At 34.1% G+C, this 18,375-nt stretch carries 20 protein-coding genes, 1 pseudogene and 1 other annotated feature; of the genes and pseudogenes, 1 reads left to right on the forward strand and 20 read right to left on the reverse strand.

Translation table 11 applies throughout. From position 1 onward, the window contains the following. Window positions 1-3 precede the first annotated feature (3 nt). From rsfS to F3I00_RS07355, 5 genes are read right to left on the reverse strand one after another with little or no spacing between them, the layout of a single operon-like run. A complete protein-coding gene (gene rsfS / locus F3I00_RS07335) occupies window positions 4-351 on the reverse strand; it encodes a ribosome silencing factor (RefSeq protein ID WP_003648368.1) in 348 nt (115 codons plus the stop codon). A gap of 23 nt (window positions 352-374) precedes the next feature. Continuing rightward, window positions 375-971 carry a bis(5'-nucleosyl)-tetraphosphatase (symmetrical) YqeK gene (gene yqeK / locus F3I00_RS07340; protein ID WP_003648367.1) on the reverse strand — a complete coding sequence of 199 codons (597 nt, stop codon included), beginning with the start codon at window positions 969-971 and terminating at the stop codon, window positions 375-377. After that, window positions 964-1,590 carry a nicotinate-nucleotide adenylyltransferase gene (locus tag F3I00_RS07345; protein ID WP_003648366.1) on the reverse strand — a complete coding sequence of 209 codons (627 nt, stop codon included), beginning with the start codon at window positions 1,588-1,590 and terminating at the stop codon, window positions 964-966. The genes yqeK and F3I00_RS07345 overlap by 8 nt, the downstream gene beginning before the upstream one ends. Then, entirely contained in the window at window positions 1,590-2,699 is a 1,110-nt protein-coding gene (yqeH, locus tag F3I00_RS07350) for a ribosome biogenesis GTPase YqeH (RefSeq protein WP_003648365.1), read from the reverse strand. The genes F3I00_RS07345 and yqeH overlap by 1 nt, the downstream gene beginning before the upstream one ends. Then, window positions 2,696-3,214, reverse strand: coding sequence for a YqeG family HAD IIIA-type phosphatase (locus tag F3I00_RS07355; RefSeq protein ID WP_020806749.1), 519 nt, complete (start codon window positions 3,212-3,214; stop codon window positions 2,696-2,698). The genes yqeH and F3I00_RS07355 overlap by 4 nt, the downstream gene beginning before the upstream one ends. A gap of 163 nt (window positions 3,215-3,377) precedes the next feature. Between F3I00_RS07355 and add the strand changes: the two genes are divergently transcribed. Beyond that, window positions 3,378-4,385, forward strand: coding sequence for an adenosine deaminase (add, locus tag F3I00_RS07360; protein WP_020806750.1), 1,008 nt, complete (start codon window positions 3,378-3,380; stop codon window positions 4,383-4,385). Window positions 4,386-4,425: 40 nt separating this feature from the next. On the opposite strand, the gene rplT is transcribed toward add, so the two are convergent. From rplT to F3I00_RS07435, 15 genes and pseudogenes are all read right to left on the reverse strand, one after another. Beyond that, window positions 4,426-4,782 carry a 50S ribosomal protein L20 gene (gene rplT / locus F3I00_RS07365; RefSeq protein ID WP_003646918.1) on the reverse strand — a complete coding sequence of 119 codons (357 nt, stop codon included), beginning with the start codon at window positions 4,780-4,782 and terminating at the stop codon, window positions 4,426-4,428. A 32-nt stretch (window positions 4,783-4,814) separates the two neighbouring features. Next, a complete protein-coding gene (rpmI, locus tag F3I00_RS07370; RefSeq protein ID WP_003646917.1) occupies window positions 4,815-5,015 on the reverse strand; it encodes a 50S ribosomal protein L35 in 201 nt (66 codons plus the stop codon). A gap of 18 nt (window positions 5,016-5,033) precedes the next feature. Then, entirely contained in the window at window positions 5,034-5,552 is a 519-nt protein-coding gene (gene infC, locus F3I00_RS07375; protein ID WP_003646916.1) for a translation initiation factor IF-3, read from the reverse strand. Between the two features lie 38 nt (window positions 5,553-5,590). Next, window positions 5,591-5,703: a sequence feature (ribosomal protein L20 leader region), on the reverse strand. A 72-nt stretch (window positions 5,704-5,775) separates the two neighbouring features. Continuing rightward, window positions 5,776-6,546, reverse strand: coding sequence for a hypothetical protein (locus F3I00_RS07380; RefSeq protein WP_035425708.1), 771 nt, complete (start codon window positions 6,544-6,546; stop codon window positions 5,776-5,778). Continuing rightward, window positions 6,509-7,462, reverse strand: coding sequence for an ABC transporter ATP-binding protein (locus F3I00_RS07385; protein WP_020806752.1), 954 nt, complete (start codon window positions 7,460-7,462; stop codon window positions 6,509-6,511). The genes F3I00_RS07380 and F3I00_RS07385 overlap by 38 nt, the downstream gene beginning before the upstream one ends. A gap of 11 nt (window positions 7,463-7,473) precedes the next feature. Further along, entirely contained in the window at window positions 7,474-7,899 is a 426-nt protein-coding gene (locus F3I00_RS07390) for a DUF3021 domain-containing protein (protein ID WP_020806753.1), read from the reverse strand. Then, a complete protein-coding gene (locus F3I00_RS07395; RefSeq protein WP_020806754.1) occupies window positions 7,896-8,330 on the reverse strand; it encodes a LytTR family DNA-binding domain-containing protein in 435 nt (144 codons plus the stop codon). The genes F3I00_RS07390 and F3I00_RS07395 overlap by 4 nt, the downstream gene beginning before the upstream one ends. A 340-nt stretch (window positions 8,331-8,670) precedes the next feature. After that, the gene (gene thrS / locus F3I00_RS07400) at window positions 8,671-10,602 is read right to left on the reverse strand and encodes a threonine--tRNA ligase (RefSeq protein WP_003648357.1); all 1,932 of its coding nucleotides are present in this window, start codon (window positions 10,600-10,602) and stop codon (window positions 8,671-8,673) included. A 282-nt stretch (window positions 10,603-10,884) separates the two neighbouring features. Beyond that, a complete protein-coding gene (gene dnaI / locus F3I00_RS07405) occupies window positions 10,885-11,784 on the reverse strand; it encodes a primosomal protein DnaI (RefSeq protein ID WP_020806756.1) in 900 nt (299 codons plus the stop codon). A gap of 14 nt (window positions 11,785-11,798) precedes the next feature. Next, complete coding sequence (locus F3I00_RS07410) at window positions 11,799-13,139, reverse strand: DnaD domain protein (protein WP_020806757.1); 1,341 nt, start codon at window positions 13,137-13,139, stop codon at window positions 11,799-11,801. A 7-nt stretch (window positions 13,140-13,146) separates the two neighbouring features. Continuing rightward, a complete protein-coding gene (gene nrdR, locus F3I00_RS07415) occupies window positions 13,147-13,611 on the reverse strand; it encodes a transcriptional regulator NrdR (RefSeq protein ID WP_003646909.1) in 465 nt (154 codons plus the stop codon). 5 nt (window positions 13,612-13,616) lie between these two features. Continuing rightward, window positions 13,617-14,213, reverse strand: a complete 597-nt coding sequence (coaE, locus tag F3I00_RS07420; RefSeq protein ID WP_020806758.1) for a dephospho-CoA kinase — start codon at window positions 14,211-14,213, stop codon at window positions 13,617-13,619. Continuing rightward, window positions 14,210-15,040, reverse strand: coding sequence for a bifunctional DNA-formamidopyrimidine glycosylase/DNA-(apurinic or apyrimidinic site) lyase (gene mutM, locus F3I00_RS07425; protein ID WP_020806759.1), 831 nt, complete (start codon window positions 15,038-15,040; stop codon window positions 14,210-14,212). The genes coaE and mutM overlap by 4 nt, the downstream gene beginning before the upstream one ends. 15 nt (window positions 15,041-15,055) lie before the next feature. Further along, window positions 15,056-17,716 (reverse strand): DNA polymerase I, encoded by a 2,661-nt coding sequence (polA, locus tag F3I00_RS07430; protein ID WP_065169709.1) that lies wholly within the window; start codon window positions 17,714-17,716, stop codon window positions 15,056-15,058. Window positions 17,717-17,862: 146 nt separating this feature from the next. Next, window positions 17,863-18,291 (reverse strand): annotated as a pseudogene (locus F3I00_RS07435) (MFS transporter); the annotation flags it as partial. Between the last annotated feature and the right edge of the window lie 84 nt (window positions 18,292-18,375).

Here is an 18,375-nt window from a genome sequence, read left to right on the forward strand (position 1 = left end):
CCTTTAATCTAAGTTTAATTCTAACTTCTTACCATTGCTCCAGAGCTTTTCCAAGCCATAAAAGTCTCTAGCATCCGCAGTGAAGACATTTACAACTACATCTCCCATATCTACTAAAAGCCAGTTAGAATCACGTGTTCCTTCAATACGGTAATCTTCTTTTCCTTGTTCATGAATTTTATCAATAATGCTATTAACAATTGCATGAAGTTGACGATTTGAGCCTGCAGTAGTTACAACATAGTAATCTGCTAAAATACTAATTCCTTGCATATCATATGCTTCAGTATCTTCACCATGTCTCTCATCAATTGCTTCTACGGTTAAATCTAATAATTTCTTGCTATCCAATTTTATTTTTTCCTTTCAAAATTCTAATCTTTCACAGCCCATTTATTATATGCGGCAAAAGTCTTAGGATATATCTTTTTTCTATTAGTTATTAAAAAGTCAAGCGTATGAGCTAGTTCAAAACCTACTCCATCATCTAAATTAGCATATGACACCTTTCTTGCCTCTTCTACACCTGGAAAATCACGTCCTGGTTCTATAAAATCAGCAACAAAGACAATTTTATCCAAAGTAGACATTTCAACATCTGCTGTTGTATGACGTCTAATTGCAGTTAAAATTTCAGGATCAGTTATCTTTAACTCTTTCTCAATAAAATATGCCCCAACAATGCCATGCCAAATAGCACGATTATAGTTAAGTAAGTCCTGATCAAAGTGTTGTTCCTTAATTACCTTAATAAATCGTTCTGGAGGTACTTGCTTTGCATAATCATGAATAAATCCAGCTAAAGCTGCTTTATCCGGATCATAATCATTAAGTTCAGCTAACTTACGGCTCGTTTCACTTACACCAATACAATGCTTAAATCTTTTTTCATCCATGTTGCTTTTTTCTTGAGCAACAATTTCAGCAGAAGTTAACGGGGAATATGTTTTTGCAAAATTAATTTCAGTCACGATATAAGCCTCTTGATTCAATATATAAACGAACACTTTCAGGCACTAAATACCGAATAGAATTACCGGTAGCTACATTTTTACGAATTAGAGAAGACGAAATATCTAAATTTGGAGCATCTACCCAAATCATAGGGAATCTCGGATTTTGTGGATAGTTTGGTCTTCTAACTCCTACTAATGTCGACAAAAGGGCAATTGTTTCAGGTTCACGCCAATTTTCAAAATCATTTACTTCATCACTCCCCATAATCAAATAATATTGATTACGTGGTGCTCTTTTTTTCAAATAACGCAAGGTATCAACTGTATATGAAGTACCACCCCGCATTATCTCAAAAAGTTTAACATGAAAATATGGATTATCATGCGTAGCTAATTCAAGCATCGCACAGCGGTCTTTAGCACTGACATTACCTGCTAATTGTTTATGAGGTGGAGTATTATTGGGGATAAACCATATTTCGTCTAAGTGAAGTTGCTTTCTAACTTGCTCTGCCATTACTAAATGAGCAAGATGGACTGGATTAAAAGTTCCTCCCATAATTCCAATTTGCTGAGCAGAACTTGTAGCTGGTTCAAATTTTACTTGTGGCTTTTCTTTTACAACGCACTGCATTATATCAACGCTCTTCTAATTCCTAAACCAATGCCTTCCGGCGTATAAGCCTTCACTACAACATTAGCTGGTGTTGTAATAAATCCTACGCCTCCAAACAAAATATCGCTTTTTTCTTTTGGTGAAAATGTTTGTCCTTTTAATGGTCCTAAATTATCTTCCTTACTTGGTGGAAGTAATAAGTCATCTTTATGCTTTTCATAAAATGTATCAGCATTCTCAGTCTTGGTTCTATGAACATAAAGGTCTCGTGCCACATAAATTGTAAAACCAGCTGATGGGCCATCAACATAATCAAAGCGCCCGAGGCCAGCTAAGAAAATTGTTTGTCCCGGTAATAACTGGTAAGTTGCAGGCTTTAATGGTTTCTTTGGTTCAACAACTTCTAATTCTTTGCCACTCAAGTGACTAGCCAATTGATTAGCGTTCAGGATTCCTGGGGTATCAATTAAATAATGACCATTAGAAAGAGGTATTTTAATTTCATCTAAAGTTGTTCCAGGAAACTTAGACGTAGTAATGACATCTTTTAAATCACTATTCATATTGATAATTGCATTAATTAAAGTCGATTTACCAACATTAGTAGTTCCAACAAAATAAATATCTTTCTTTTCACCCTTTTTTGCTAAAAAAGCCATCAAATCAGCTAAATTTTTCTTTTTAGCAGCTGAAACTAAAAAGATTTTTTCTGGCTTTAAACCATTTCGGTTGGCTTCTTGACGCATCCAGTCTTTGATTTTTGACTCTTTAGAGTTTTTCGGAAATAAATCTACCTTATTACCAACTAAAATATATTCATTACCGCCAATAAAACGTTTAATCGAAGAAATTAATGAATTGCTAAAATCAAATAAATCAACTACGTTAACAACCAAGGCTTTTTTTTGACTAATTGAATTGAGCAATGCCAAGAAATCATCGTTATTTTCTTCAACTGGCATAATTTCGTTATAATGTCTTAATCTAAAGCAGCGCTGGCAATATACCTCATTGTCATCACTTGTTAAAGCTTTTTTTAAGGCAGAAGTTGGTAAATAGCCTGACTTTTTAGGATCTTGATCCTGCAATATACTTCCACAACCAATACAACGCAATTCTTCACTCATTCTAATTTCTCCTTAAAAACTACTGGCTTTCTTAAATTCAAAAAGAAGAAGATAAATTTTTCAAAAAAACGATTAATTCTAGTATTCCACTTATCGGTTTCAACTAATGGCTTTACCAAAACTGTAGCTACACCAGCTAAATTACCAGCCTGCATATCAGTAATCAATTGATCGCCAACCATTAAGACTTGATCTTTTTGTAAATTTAGTTCTTTTAATTCCTGATTAATTCCAATGGGAAGAGGCTTTCTAGCCTTTGCAATAAAAGAAATATGATATGGATTCAAAACTTTTCCAATCCGTTCAGCATTATTATTCGAAATAACAACTAAACGAATTCCAGCTTTTGCTAAACGGCGATTAAGTTGATCCATTTCAACTGCTGTATCAGCTTTGTTCCATGCAAGCAAAGTATTGTCTAAATCGCTAAAAACAGCCTTAATCCCCATCTTTTTTAACTGTTTTGGATCTAAATGATAGATAGTATCTATTGTATACCGAGGTCTAAATAACATTAAAAAATCTCCACTTTTTTCTCATATCTATAGTATCAGAAATCTTTAATCTTTAGAAATATTTGCTGATTAAAAAATTAAAATTTTACTTTTCTTTAGCACAAAAGATGGTAAAATAAGAACAATTTAAACTTTTCCACCGTATTACACAAAGGAGCTAAAAATGAAAAATTTTATTGATCTCCATCTTCACCTAGATGGTTCTTTGCCATACACTACCGTTAAAAAGTTAATGGAAGTACACAATTTTTCCAGTTTAACTGACTCGCAATTGAAAGAAAAGTTGTCTGTTTCTGAAAGATGTGCTGATTTACAAGAATATTTAACTAAATTCGACTTTCCATTGTTATTTCTGCAAACAAAAAAAGATCTAGAAACAGCAACTTTTGATCTTTTACAGAAACTCCGCTCTCAAGGTTTAGTTTATACAGAGATCCGTTTTGCTCCACAGCTCCACATCCAAAAAGATCTTACTCAAGAAGATGCAATTAAGGCCTGTATTTTAGGATTAAAGAAATTCTACAACTGGCAAAATAACCATGAAGATAATTTTTATCCTCTGCACGCCAACTTAATTCTCTGCCTTATGCGCTTGCCTGATCGAGAACAAGAAAACTACTTAACTGTTAAACTAGCTGCTAAATATGCTAAAGAACACGTTGTTGGTATTGATCTAGCAGGGCCAGAAGGACCAATTCCAAATAAAAAATTTAAGCCTTTCTTTGATGATGCTAAGGAAATGCACATTCCTTTTACAATTCATGCAGGAGAAGCAGCGGGCCCAGAATCAATGCAAGAAGCATTAGACTTAGGCACTAAAAGAATTGGTCACGGAATTCGCTGCTTAGAAAGTGAGCAACTAGTTCAAGAATTAATTAACCAACATATTACCCTAGAATGTTGCGCCACTTCTAATCTTAATACTAAAGTATTTAAAAAAATCGACTCATATCCAATCAAAACTCTGCTTTCAAGAAAAATAAAAGCAACATTAAATTGTGATAATATGACCGTTTCAAATACCAATTTACCTAAAGAGTTTAAATTACTTGAAACTAAAACTAATCTTACAAATTTAGATGAACATCAATTATTATTAAACTCCATTAATGCTGCCTTTGCTTCTAACCAAGAAAAAAGTCGCTTATTACATATCTTCAATCAAATTTGAGAAAAAAATGCTCCGCTTATGCGGAGCATTTTTAATATTTTTAGTTCAAAGCTTTCTTAGCAGCATCTGCTAAATCAGCAAAAGCTTTTTCGTCGTTGTAAGCAATATCAGCTAACATCTTACGGTTCATGTCAATACCAGCTACCTTTAAGCCGTGCATTAACTTAGAGTATGAAAGACCATTTTGTCTTGCAGCAGCGTTGATACGAGCAATCCATAATTTTCTGAATTCACTCTTACGCTTCTTACGGTCACGGAAAGCATATTTACGAGAAACAAATACTTGAGTACTTGCAGCTTTAAATTGTAAGTGTTTTGAGCCACGGTAACCCTTGGCTAACTTCATGATCTTCTTACGACGAGCGCGTGTTACGGTTCCACCTTTAGTTCTTGGCATCTAAAATTCCTCCTCAAAAAGTCTTCTAATAATTAACGCATTTGGGAAAGCATCTGTTTGATGCGCTTTAAGTCACTTGCTGAAACCATAGCAGCTTTTCTCAAATGACGACGTTGTTTCTTAGTCTTACCGTGGAAACGGTGTCCAGTGTAAGCATGGTGACGCTTTAAACCACCATTAGCAGTTCTCTTGAAACGCTTTGCTGAAGCGCGGTGTGTTTTTTGCTTTGGCATATCTATTCCTCCAATTAACTACTTTTTCTTTTTATCTTTCTCACTTAATGGAGCAAGCATTAAGAACATTGAACGGCCTTCCATCTTAGGCTTAGTAACTACATTAGATAAGTCACTAGCTTCATCAGCCATCTTCTCTAAGACCTGTTTACCTAACTCCTTGTGAGTAATTGCCCGGCCTCTAAAGCGAATAGAAACTCTAACTTTAGCGCCCTTGGTCAAGAATTTACGAACATGCTTTAACTTAGTGTCAAAGTCATTGCCTTCGATTGTTGGACTTAAACGAATTTCTTTGACAGCCATAACCTTTTGATTCTTACGGTTTTCTTTGGCTTTCTTTTGTTGTTCAAAACGGAATTTACCGTAGTCCATAATTCTAGCAACAGGTGGCTTAGCATTAGGAGAAAGCAAAACCAAATCAAGGTCAGCGTCAGCTGCTTTACGTAAAGCTTCATTCTTAGAAACGACACCAATTTGTTGGCCATCAACTCCAATTAAACGAACTTCACGAGCACGAATATCTTCGTTTAAGATCATATTTCTTGGTATGAGTATTCACCTCCACGTTAATTTCGAGGACAAGAAAAAAGCGGGCAAAGTTAACGCCCGCTTTTAATCAACAGATATTATCGATCAGCCCAGAGGTAATATTAACTTAGGCGAGAAGCGGGAGCTTCTTCTTGTTCTCAACTTCTAAATTATACCATCTAATTAATCTACGTCAAGAATTAATTGAATGCAACTGCTAATTTTAATAAAACTAATAGAAAGAAAGAGAGCCTTGCTTCTTCACAGCTTTATTAACTTTTTCAAAAATAAATAGTCCAAGCAACAACCAAAATATCGAATTAAAGGCTGAAAAAGATAAATAATATTTAAAATTATAAGCTGATCCACTAATAATTAATCTCATCCAGCTAACCATTGGTACAAGTGGCAAAAAATTTGCCATGTTCTTTACTAAAAGATCTGCTTTCTCAAATTGTGTTAGTAAAATTCCTAAATACAAATATTGACAAATTGCTAAAAAACTTCCTATTCGTTTAAATCTTAAAACTAAGCTAATTATCAGATACCCCAAGCCGAAAAGAGTAACTAAAGAAAAAATAGTTGGCCAAATAACCATAATTGTAAAGTTTATCCATTGTCCTGTAAAAAGCATAAGCGCTAAACAAACAATGATAGACTGTCCAAGTGAAATAGTAATATTTACCATACTTCTATTAAAAAATAATTTTTCACTTGAAATTGGCATCAAATATAATTGCTGTAAAATCCCACTTTTCGCATTATTCATAGTATTACTGCCTAACATTGATACTGTATTCTGAATTGTTGTCCACAATGTGAAGCCAATAATTAAAGCTGAAAGTGATTGTCCGATAATACCCTTACTAATTGAGTTACTACCCCAAAAGATACCCATAAACATTAAAATAGTTAAAGCTAAGTCTGAGACAGAGCTAAATAAATAGCGTCGGTATATGATTAATTCACGCTGAAATTCCGCTTTTAATGCTACCATCTTCATTTTTTCCTTTCATGTAAAAATCAACCACTTCTTTTAAACCTTTATTTTTAGTTTTAAGGTCAATTAATTTAAATTGAGTTAAAAATCCCAATAAATGTGATAAGTCTTTTCGATTAGATAAAATCAACTGATAAGTAGTATTATTAATCGAAATAATCTTAGCAATACTTTCTAAAAGTGCTTGTTGCTCATTAGACAAAACTCGCGAGAATTGAACCGTGATAAATTTTTCTTGATTGAATCTATCTAAACAATCTGCTTTACTGCCACTATAAATTAACTGTCCTTTTTTTATTAATAGGATCTGATCTGCAATTCTTTGTGCAAATGCCAATTCATGCGTAGTTAATAAAATTGCAACTCCTTCAGAAGCTAATGTCTTTAATATTCGTTCCACAGTTTCTACTGCCTCAATATCTAAACCAAGAGTCGGTTCATCTAAAATTAAAAATTTAGGTCTAGAAATCAACGCACAGCAAATAGCAATAATTTGCTGCATCCCTCGACTTAATTCAAAAATAACCGTATCCTTTTTAGACAACAGACCAAATTTCTCTAATAGTTCTAAACCATTTTTTCGTGCCACTTTTTTATTCAACCCACGTTGAGCTCCCCAATATATAAAATTTTCCATTGGCGTCAAGGCATAAAACATATTGCGCGTACTCTCTAAAACTACTCCGGTTTGTTTTAATAAAGGCGTAAAATCATTTTTTAGCAATTTATTTTCAAAATATATTTTTCCTTCATCAGGAAGCAATAAGTTCAAAATTATTTTTAAACTTGTCGTTTTTCCCGCTCCATTAAATCCTAAAAAAGTAGTTATTTTTCCAGCAGGAATATCAAATGATAAATCTTCAATTGCCCTTGTTCCATTTTGAAAACTTTTGCTTAAGTTTCTTACTTTAAGTAACATTTTAAGTCCTCTCAAATTTCTTTCAGTTTCTTATTAATTCGCTTAACCTCATGCCATAAATGATAAAAATAAATTCCGTATGCTAGAGCATACATAATAACAAAATCAATAATCATTTCTAATAATGCGGATCCAGAATAATTAAACTTATTTAAAAAGAAGCAAAAGCTTAACCATGCACCAAGACAAATAAAAAAGTTAATAAAGATTTGTTTTTTTAAAGACCAATTATCATGGTCAAAAACCAAACTAGCAAAATAGAAGAAAATTCCAATCAAAAACGAAGACCCTAACCAGAAAAGAAAATATTTTACCGAAATAGTTGTCTCTAATCTATTCTTGAAAAACTGATTTTGTAAAATATCAATTCCCAGCCAAGTCATCCCAATTCCTATTCCTACTAATCCACTATTAATTAAACGTACAATATGTTTCATAATCCCAGTCTCTCCTTTAATTTTTTTATTTTTCGACGGGCAATTTGCACACGTAACCCATTTTTCATCAAGGCATCGATATTACCATTACTGATAATTTCTAAATGATCGATAAAACGATAATTTAGAATTGCACTTCGGGATGCTTCAATAAAATCAGTTGGTAAGTTAATGCTGGCCTGATAAAGTCTACCTTTAAAAAGATATGTTTTATCCTGCGTATAAATTATTGTCTTTTCATTTTCTACTTGAATTAAATATATTTTTGAAACTTCAATCGCATATGCCGTTTCTTTTCGATATCCCCATAAAATTTGAGGATCAGACTGCAATTCTTGAGTGATTTTTCTTATCTTGTCTGTCATCTTCTTTAGCCAAAATTCAGCTTTTTCTTTTTGTAAATCTTTATCGATATTAAACTTTATTTCCATATGCTCACTCCTTATATTGCCTATAAGTATACTCATTGCATTTTCTAAAACCAGTAATTTTCGGTAAACGGTTAAAAACTTGTGGTGAATGGTCATATCTCAAATAAATTTGAAGTTTTTGATAATATAATGATTACTAATTGGACTAACTGGGAATATTTAGTACCTACTATTCTTAAAGAATATACTGACAACGAATCAGCAAACTCTATCTATCAACGCAGTCATTCATTACCCAAACAAATTCTTAATAACATTATTAAAATCATCAAGTAAACAAAAAAACGAGAAGACCTTATTATCAGTCTTCTCGCTTTTATATTAAAAACTATTATTTTAATTATTTTTCTCTTGAGTATGACTTAACATCTGCGTCAATTTCAGCAATAAAGTCATCTAAACTCTTAGAAATTTGTTCTTCAGTACCATAACGACGAACATTAACACCATTGGCATTCATTTCATCGTCACCCAAAACTAAAGTATAAGGAACTTTTTGAGTTTGTGATTCACGAATCTTGTAACCAAGTTTTTCGTTTCTGTGGTCTACTTCTGCTCTAAATCCGCGCTTAGCTAATTCTTCACGAACCTTATCAGCATATGCGCCGTGAGCTTCCTCGTTAACTGGGATAATTTCAGCTTGAACTGGAGCAAGCCAAGTTGGGAAGGCACCCTTGTAGATTTCAGTCAAGTAAGCGATAAATCTTTCCATAGTACCAACAATACCACGGTGGATCATAACTGGACGGTGTTCTTCACCATCTTGACCTACATAAGTCAAGCCAAATCTTTCTGGAAGCATAAAGTCAAGTTGGATAGTTGACATAGTTTCATCGTTACCTAAAGCAGTCTTAGTTTGAATATCAAGCTTAGGACCATAGAATGCTGCTTCACCTTCTGCTTCAACATAATCAAGGCCAAGATCATCCATAGCTGCCTTAAGCATTGATTGAGATTTCTCCCACATTTCATCATTTGCGTAATACTTATCAGTGTTCTTTGGATCACGGTATGAAAGTCTGAAGTAGTAATCAGTAATATCGAAGTCTTTGTAAACATCCATGATCAACTTCAAAACTTTAGCAAATTCTTCTCTGATTTGGTCAAGTGCAACAAAAGTGTGACCATCATTCAAAGTCATTTCACGTACACGTTGTAAACCTGATAAAGCACCTGATTTTTCGTATCTGTGCATCATACCTAATTCAGCGATACGGATTGGCAATTCACGGTATGAACGAATGTGGTGCTTATAGATTTGAATATGTGAAGGACAGTTCATTGGGCGAAGTTCAAGCATTTCACCATCACCCATGTCCATTGGTGGAAACATGTCATCACGATAATGTGCCCAGTGACCAGAAGTCTTGTATGCATCTACGTTCATCAAAACTGGAGTATAAACATGTTCATAGCCATCAGCAACTTCTTTATCAACAATATATCTCTCGACAACGCGACGAATAGTAGCACCCTTTGGCATCCAGTAAGGAAGACCTGCACCAACTTTAGGATCAACAAAGAATAAGTCTAAGTCTCTACCAATAGTTCTGTGATCTCTTTCCTTAATTTCAGCGCGACGCTTTAAATCTTCATCTAAAGCTGCCTTCTTAAAGAATGCAGTACCAAAAATTCTTTGAAGCATTGGGTTAGAGGATTTACCTAACCAGTATGCACCAGCAACTGATAAAAGCTTAAAGTTCTTAATCTTACCAGTATTTGGTAATAAAGCTTCAAAACCAAAGTCAACAAAGTCACCTAATTTGTAAACTGCAACTTCGTCTTTTTCGTCCTTTAAAAGATCTAATTTGAATTGGTCATCTTTAAAGATATCTTCCAATTCACTCTTTTTCATTGAAGTATATTCGATCTTTTCGCCATTCTTGATTGCCTTTTGCATTTCCTTTTCAAGTTCTGGCAATTCAGTAATTTTAATTTGATCTTCCTTATCAGTATCTACAAAGAAGCCACCCTCATCTGCTTCGTGCATTCCCAAACGTAATTCTGGATACTTACGCTTAGCAATAGCTTCAAGCAAAAATGCAGCAGTAGCACGTAAAATATCTAAACCTTCCTCATCCTTATCAGTGATGATAGCTGCTTCTACATCTTCATCAACAACGTAATCTAAAGGCTTCATTTCGCCGTTAATTTTTGCACCAACAGCAGCTTTTCCTAGAGAAGTAGCAATTGAAGATGCTAGTTCTTTAACAGAAACTGCCTTGTCAAAATCTTTCTTTGAGCCGTCTGGCAAAGTTACAGAAAAACTCATAAAATTTTACCTCCAAATAAAAAATCCCAGCACTAAAAATAGCGCTGGGACGTTAAAATACGTGGTTCCACCCGAAATTCGAATTAATTACCAAGAATTAATTCCTCTAAAGGTCGTTAATGGTACCTAACCAAATTATAAAAATTTCAGGAATGAAATTGGGGTTTTCTTCTAATCAGGAGCTTCCAGAACTAGGCTCCTGTCTCTGAGTTGAAGAAAATCATGTCTTTCATTGACTTTCATTATACTAGCTCATCAAATAGATGCAAGCAAAATTTGAAATTAATTTCTACGATTTTTACCGCCAACAAAAACCTCTTTACTCAAGAAACGAACCCGCTCCATTAAGCGTCTTGCCTTAACCTCATCAACATTATTTCTTGTTTCAGCAAAATGTTCAGCCAAATCATCCATTGTCATATTTGAACTAAAAAATGTTGGTAAAACATTATCCATGCGTTTTTGCAAAATAACGCCTAACACGTCATCACGTGACCATTCACTTAGAGTCTCTGCTCCAATATCATCAAAAACTAAAACAGGAGCTGATGAAATACGATCAATCTCGTCACTTAAGCTATTATCTTGAAAATGGCTCCCCAAACTGGCAATAAAAGAAGGTACATGTAAAAAGACTACTCGACTTCCTTGACGCGCAATAGCGTTAGCTAACCCAGCTAAGATATACGTTTTTCCTACACCAAAATCACCAGTTAGATACAAACCTTTGATATGTTTGTTCTTCTTAAAACTGGCTAAAAACATAGCTACTTCATTTAATGCAGCATCCCGTTCAGGAGTTGAATCAACATTTTCTAGTTCAACATGACGTAGTTTTCCTGGTAGATCAATCAATTCAATCCTGCGTTCTGCCCGCATTTTAGCTTCTGAGTTTAACTTTGCCTCAGTTGGAACATAGGTAATATCAATTACCTTTCCATTAAGAAAAAGCTTTGGCGTATATCCTTCCATCACAGGGTTTGGCGCCTCAATTTGCTCAACATAGTTAAAAATCGTAGGAAGAGAAGCCTGGACAATTTCTTTATTTAATTTGTCTTTATTTTGTGCGAGAAAGGCTTGAACACTGGGATGCTTTATTGCTGTTTTAGCAATCTTTTTCCCATCTTCGCTCAATTTTCTTTTCTTGATAATACGTGTGATTACTTCAGAAATATCTTCCACCAGTACAACACTTCCTATTCATTTTTACCAAATTCACGAAAGATTCGATTTCTTTCCTCAGCTGACATGGTTGTTTTCTTATTTTGATGCTGTTTTTCATACTTCGACCAATCAGTTGTCTTACGAATATTCTTTTTGGGAGCACGATAATATTGATGACTACGTTTATTCTTTCGTTCCTTAAGATATGCGATAGCTTCAGTTGGCGTGGTTATTCCTTGCTGAAGCCAATCATTAGCAATTCGATCAGCTAAATTATTAGTCAACACAGCATCATATTCAAAACAAGTATGAACAATCAAATTAATTAAAGGTGGTGTTAACCCCATTTGATCTTGCAAACGAAAGATAACTTTCTTTTCATTTGCAGTTACATAGCCACCTTTTTTCTCTTTTAATTCGTATAAATAATCAGTTGGCACCTTACTATCTACTTCACGAATTAGATCTGCATCAGCTTTTGATAATTTTTTAATTGCATGATCAGCATCTTTAGGAGTTTGACGTAACTGCTTTTTAACCATTTCTTTATTGCGATTAAGTCCAAAGTTTTCATTAACTGCATTTTGAATTGCATACATATTGAGTTTATCTGCCCCAGCTGACATCGTAATCAGCGCAGTTTCGACAAATTCTTGCTCAGTTAAATGGTAAAAATCAATAATCTGTTTAATTTCTACCTGGTGCTTTAAAACTTCTTCTTTCTTAATATGATAGCTCTCAAACAAATCAACCAAAAAGCTCCAGTCAACTTTTACCGGCTCATTACCTAACTTAATTTCACCTTTGGCATCCTTAGGAACTTCACCAGCCGCTTCTTTAACTTCAACTGGTGCATCAATCGCATTTTCAGCACTCAAGTGAAAAACATCAAAAAAGCCACTAGTAACTTCCTTAGCATCTTTTAAACCGACAAAAGTTCGCGGAGTAAATTTTTTTACCAAACGATCAAAAGCTACATTTCCTACTCGTTCAAGCAACAAACTTGAAAGTAAAAAGGTGTGAAAGAACTCACCTGCTGAAGGAACTTTTTCTACTTCAAAAATCAAAACCTCGCCTAAAACAGGATTTGAACCTAAAAATGTCTTAATTAAGCCTGTTGCCTCTAAATGATGCAAAGTTTTAAATAAGTCCTCTAATTTTAAGTTAGTTTGATCTTGAAGTTGATATAAAGTTTTATAATCTTTGGCAAAAGGTACTTCATCAAATTCTTTTGTCAATGTTATATATAATCCTACTCCACGAATACCCACAAGAGGCTCAAAAAGAGTAGTTAAAACTTTTATATTTTCTTCACTAACAGCTACTTGATTAGCCACATAAAAAGGCTGCTTAGGGTCAGCACTTTCAAACACAGGCTACCTACTCCTTATCATGTTTAGCCATCATATCTTCCATGGCTTCCATAAATCCTGAAACATCTTTAAATTGGCGATAAATACTTGCAAATCGAATGTAAGCTACATCATCTAAATTAGCCAATTCCTTCATCACCAAATTGCCAATGTCTTTAGATGAAATTTCATTAAGACCTTGCTTTCTAATTTCATTTTCTACATGATCTACTAAAGTATCTAGTTGTTCGCTTGAAATTGGTCTCTTTTGCGCAGCCATCATTACGCCATGCAAAATTTTATCGCGGTTAAAGGCCTCACGAGTCCCATCATTTTTGATTACCAATAGAGGCGAGCGCTCTACTCTTTCAAAAGTAGTAAAGCGAAAACCACAATTTTCACATTCTCTGCGTCGTCTAATTGCTCTATTTTCATCGCTTGGACGAGAATCAATTACTCTTGAAGCATTCTTGTGGCAATTTGGACATTCCATCTTCTCTACCTGCCTATCTTTTGTAATAAATCAGATAATCTTTTCTCTAAGTTATCTATTGTACCAGTATTAGCTACTACATAGGTAGCTCTTTTTTCTTTTTCACTTAGTGGCATTTGATTATTTATTCTAACCAAAGCTTCTTCTCTAGTGAAATTATTTCGTTTCATCAGACGTTTAACCTGCAGTTTTGGTGAAATAGAAATAACCAAAACGCCATCGCATAAGCTTTCAAAACCAGATTCAAATAGTAAAGGCACATCAACTACAACTAATTTTTCTTGATTTAAACGGTATCGCTCCATTTGTTGTTTAATTTTCTGATGAACAAGTGGATGAGTTATCTCATTTAATTTTTTCAGCTTAGTTTTATCATTAAAAACTATTCCACCTAATTTATGACGATTAATTGTTTGATCATCATTAAGAATATTGCTGCCAAAATAATTAACTATTGCCTGATAACCCTTTTGGCCTACTTCCATTATCTGATGAGCAATCAAATCGGAGTCAATAATCGGAATATTTTGCTTTTCAAAAAATTCATCAGCTGTACTTTTACCACTGGCTATTCCGCCAGTTAATCCTAAAAAATATGTCATTTATATAGTACCTGACAATGCGGACAGAAAGTAGTTCCGCGTCCATTTACTTTGATCTTCTCTAAAATAGTGCCGCACTTACTACACTCTTCACCAGCATGTCCATAAACCTGCAGCATCTTTTGATAACCACCAATTTGGCCATTAGCATCTAAATAAGTATGAACAGTAGTTCCGCGTTCCTTAGTTGCTATAGCGATAGTATGGTTGATATTTTGATATAAATTCTTCACCTTATCAGCAGGAATGGCTTGAGCGCTACTTAGGGGATGAATTTTACTCTTCCAGAGTACTTCATCTACATAAATATTTCCTAAACCACACACAATTGTCTGATCCAATAAAGTGTTCTTTATATTCTTTTTCTTCCGGCTCAAAGCATTAATGAAATAGGTTAAGTTAAATTCAGCAGTACTAGGTTCAGGTCCAAGATGCCGAATTCCAGTCGTCTTTCTTTCAGTTCCTGTTTCAACTAAATGCATCCTACCGAATTTGCGCACATCATCATAACGTAAGGCAGTCCCATCAGTAAAAATAAATTCTACATGTTCATGCTTTCCCTTAGGTGTATCAGGACTAACTAAATGATATTTTCCTTCCATGCGCAAATGCGAAACCATTGTTAAGTCGCCATTGAACCTAAAGAGTAAATACTTGCCATAACGATCAATTTTCAAAATCGTTTTATTTGTCAATTTTTTAATAAATTCAGCTGGATCGTTAACTATAATTTTAGGATACCAAATATTTATTTTAGCAATTGTTTTTCCCTTTACTAAGGGGGTTAAAGTCCGTCTAACTGTCTCAACTTCTGGCATCTCTGGCATTAAATCACCTACTTTTTACTTAGCGTCATACCAATTATGACCCCAGTTAGAGTCAGCTATCAGTGGAACATCTAGTGTTACAGCTGACTGCATAACTTCTGGCACAATTTTCTTAATTGTATCTAATTCAGCCTTCGGTACGTCAAAAATAAGCTCATCGTGTACTTGTAAAACCATTTTAGTCTTTAAGCGCAATTCATCAAGTTTCTTTTGCATATTAATCATGGCAATTTTAATAATATCAGCAGCTGAACCTTGAATAGGAGAATTAATTGCAGTTCTTTCAGCAAAGCTTCTAACGTTGAAATTTTTTGAATGAATATCTGGTAAATAGCGTCTTCTATGCATAATAGTTTCTGCATAGCCTTTTTCGCGAGCTTCCTTAATTGCCTTATCCATATAATCCTTAATTTGCGGATATTGTTCAAAATAATTATCAATAAATGTCTTGGCTTGTTTACGACTGATGCCTAAGTTCTTAGACAAGCCATAATCAGAAATACCATAAACTATTCCAAAGTTGACCGCCTTAGCATGCCGACGCATTAACGGCGTTACTTCATCAGGTGAATTCAAATGGAAAATCTTCATTGCAGTGTGGGCATGAATATCGTAACCAGATTTAAATGCCTCCTGCATATGTTCATCCCCGGAAACATGTGCCAAAACTCTTAATTCAACCTGTGAGTAGTCACAAGAAAAGATATAGCCATCTTTAGTTGAAGGTACAAAAGCCTTCCTAATCTGTTTTCCTTCATCAGTTCTAGTTGGAATATTTTGTAAATTAGGATCAACCGATGAAAGACGACCTGTTGCAGTTAAAGTCTGTAAATAACGGGTATGAATTCTTCCATCTGGTTGAATACACTCGAGCAGTCCCTTAACGTAAGTATTTTGAATTTTAGCAATTTGACGATAATCTAAAATTTCCGAAACAATTGGGCTCTTCATTTTCAATTGCTCTAATACTTCAACAGAAGTTGAATAGCCAGTTTTGGTCTTTTTAATTGGTGGTAAATTTAATTTTTCGAAAAGAATATGACCTAGCTGTTTTGGCGAATTTAAATTAAATTCTTCACCAGCTTGTTGATAAATCTTATGCTCTAGTTCTTGTAATTTAAGTGCAAAGTCATTGCCTAATTGATTTAAAACTGATGCTTCAACCTTAATTCCAGTAATTTCCATTTTAGCTAAGACAAAAGCAACTGGAATTTCAATTGTTTCATATAAATCATCTTGCTCATGATCTTTTAATTTCTCTAGAAGTGGCTGCTTTAACTTCTCAATTACAACGACTTTAGCTGCTAAATGTTCAAAGAACTCATCATCCTCAGGAACAGCTTTCTTTTTACCTTTACCATAAACTTCCAAGTCAGTTTTTACTGAATAATCGCCATATAAATGCGCTACTTCACCAAGATCGTTAGAATTATTCTCATTATTAACTAAATAAGAAGCTAGAAGCATATCATAGTCTAATCCTTCTGCATCAATATCTAGCCGATGTAAACCTACATAGGTTCTTTTAATATCGAAAACATTCTTCTTAATCTTCTTATCTTCTAGCATTTGACGAAGTGGAGTTTCTTGTAGTAAAACCACATCTTTAGAAACATAGATTTTATCGCCAACTTTTAATGAAAATCCTTCAAGTGGAGCTAAATGGTAGTTATCACCCAACATTGCTAGATAAAATGTTACTTCTTTTTCATTAATTTTACCTAGTTCAGAGATATTTTCTTTTGTCAGCTCTTGATACTCGTACTTCTCGCTTTCTTGCTTACCATCACTCACTCCACTTACGCCTAACTCAGCTAAAAACTTCTTAAATCCTAATCTTTCATATAAATTACGTAAGTCTTCAATATTAGGTTCTTCCAGCTTAGTATCAGCAAGGGTCACTTCTACTGGAGAATCACGATCAATTGTGGCCAGTTTTTTAGCTAAAAAAGCCTTATCTTTATCATTAATTAAGTTCTCTTTTAACTTGGATTTTTTCATTTCATCCACATGTTCATAAAGTTTTTCAACAGAACCATACTTCTGAATTAAACGTGAAGCTGTCTTCGGACCAACTTTCGTTACACCTGGATAATTATCAGAATTATCTCCCATCAGAGCTTTCATATCAATAAATTCAGTTGGAGTTACGCCATTAACTTCTTTCATATGTTCTGGCGTATATGCCTCAGTATCACCAACTCCATTCTTAGTTATTAAAACCGTGGTTTTATCAGAAGCAAGCTGTGTTAAATCACGATCCCCAGTTACAATATCAACAGTATAACCAGCTTCTTCTCCCATTTTAGAAAGTGTGCCAATAATATCGTCTGCTTCATAATTCTTTAGTTCATAGCTCTTAATACCTAAGTCTTTAAGCATTTCACGAATTACAGGCAGTTGCTCTGATAATTCACTTGGAGTTTTTTGTCGACCACCTTTATAGTCTTGATACATTTTAGTTCTAAAAGTAACTTTTCCTGCATCAAAAGCAACTAATACATTGCTTGGATCAGTCTGCTTCATAATCGCATCAAGCATATTTTTAAAAGTAAAAATTGCATTTGTATGCAAACCATCTGGGCTAGTAAAGCGATCCAGCTGACGGTATAAAGCATAAAAGGCACGAAAGGCCACAGAGTTACCGTCAATTAAAAGTAATTTCTTTTGTGCCATCTTTTTCTCCTTAAATAAAAAACTGTCAAATAGTCTCTTACCTATTTTAACAGTTTTTCTTACATGATTTAATTATCTACATCCTTTTAGTCATTAAATGCTAAAAGCGATTATTTTTGTCTCTACATCATTTTCCCTATCAGTAACTATTCACTTTTATTTGCTTGGGTAAACTTAAGAAAAATAGCAATAATAATTAACACAAGAACCAGTAAGAAAACATAAGCTAAATGTGTACCATGAGCTGTTAGAATTGCGCCTTTTGAACCAGCATTTCTTTGTGCAAATGCTACAAAAGCAGCAGTTGTTGAAGTACCAACCGCACCAGCAAATTCTTGTAAAGTATTTAAAATTGCGTTTCCTTGAGTTACTTTACTTTTTTCTAGATGGTCTAATGCATCTGTCATAACGCAGCCCATCATCATTCCCATTCCGCCCATATAGAAAATATAGACAAACAGAATAAGCAGATTATTTAAATGATTTGTAAAAATGGTAAAGATAAGTAGCTCTAATAACATTAAACTAGAACCAATTAAAATTGGTCTTCTTGCCCCATAACGATCTAGTAAACTCCCTCCAAAAGGTGCTAAAAATGCACCTGCAAAACCTGCTGGTAAACTTCCACTTGTTAAAGTAACTACTTATCTCTCTGCTTC

It is taken from the genome of Lactobacillus sp. JM1 (assembly GCF_009834385.1).
GTDB lineage: Bacteria > Bacillota > Bacilli > Lactobacillales > Lactobacillaceae > Lactobacillus > Lactobacillus paragasseri.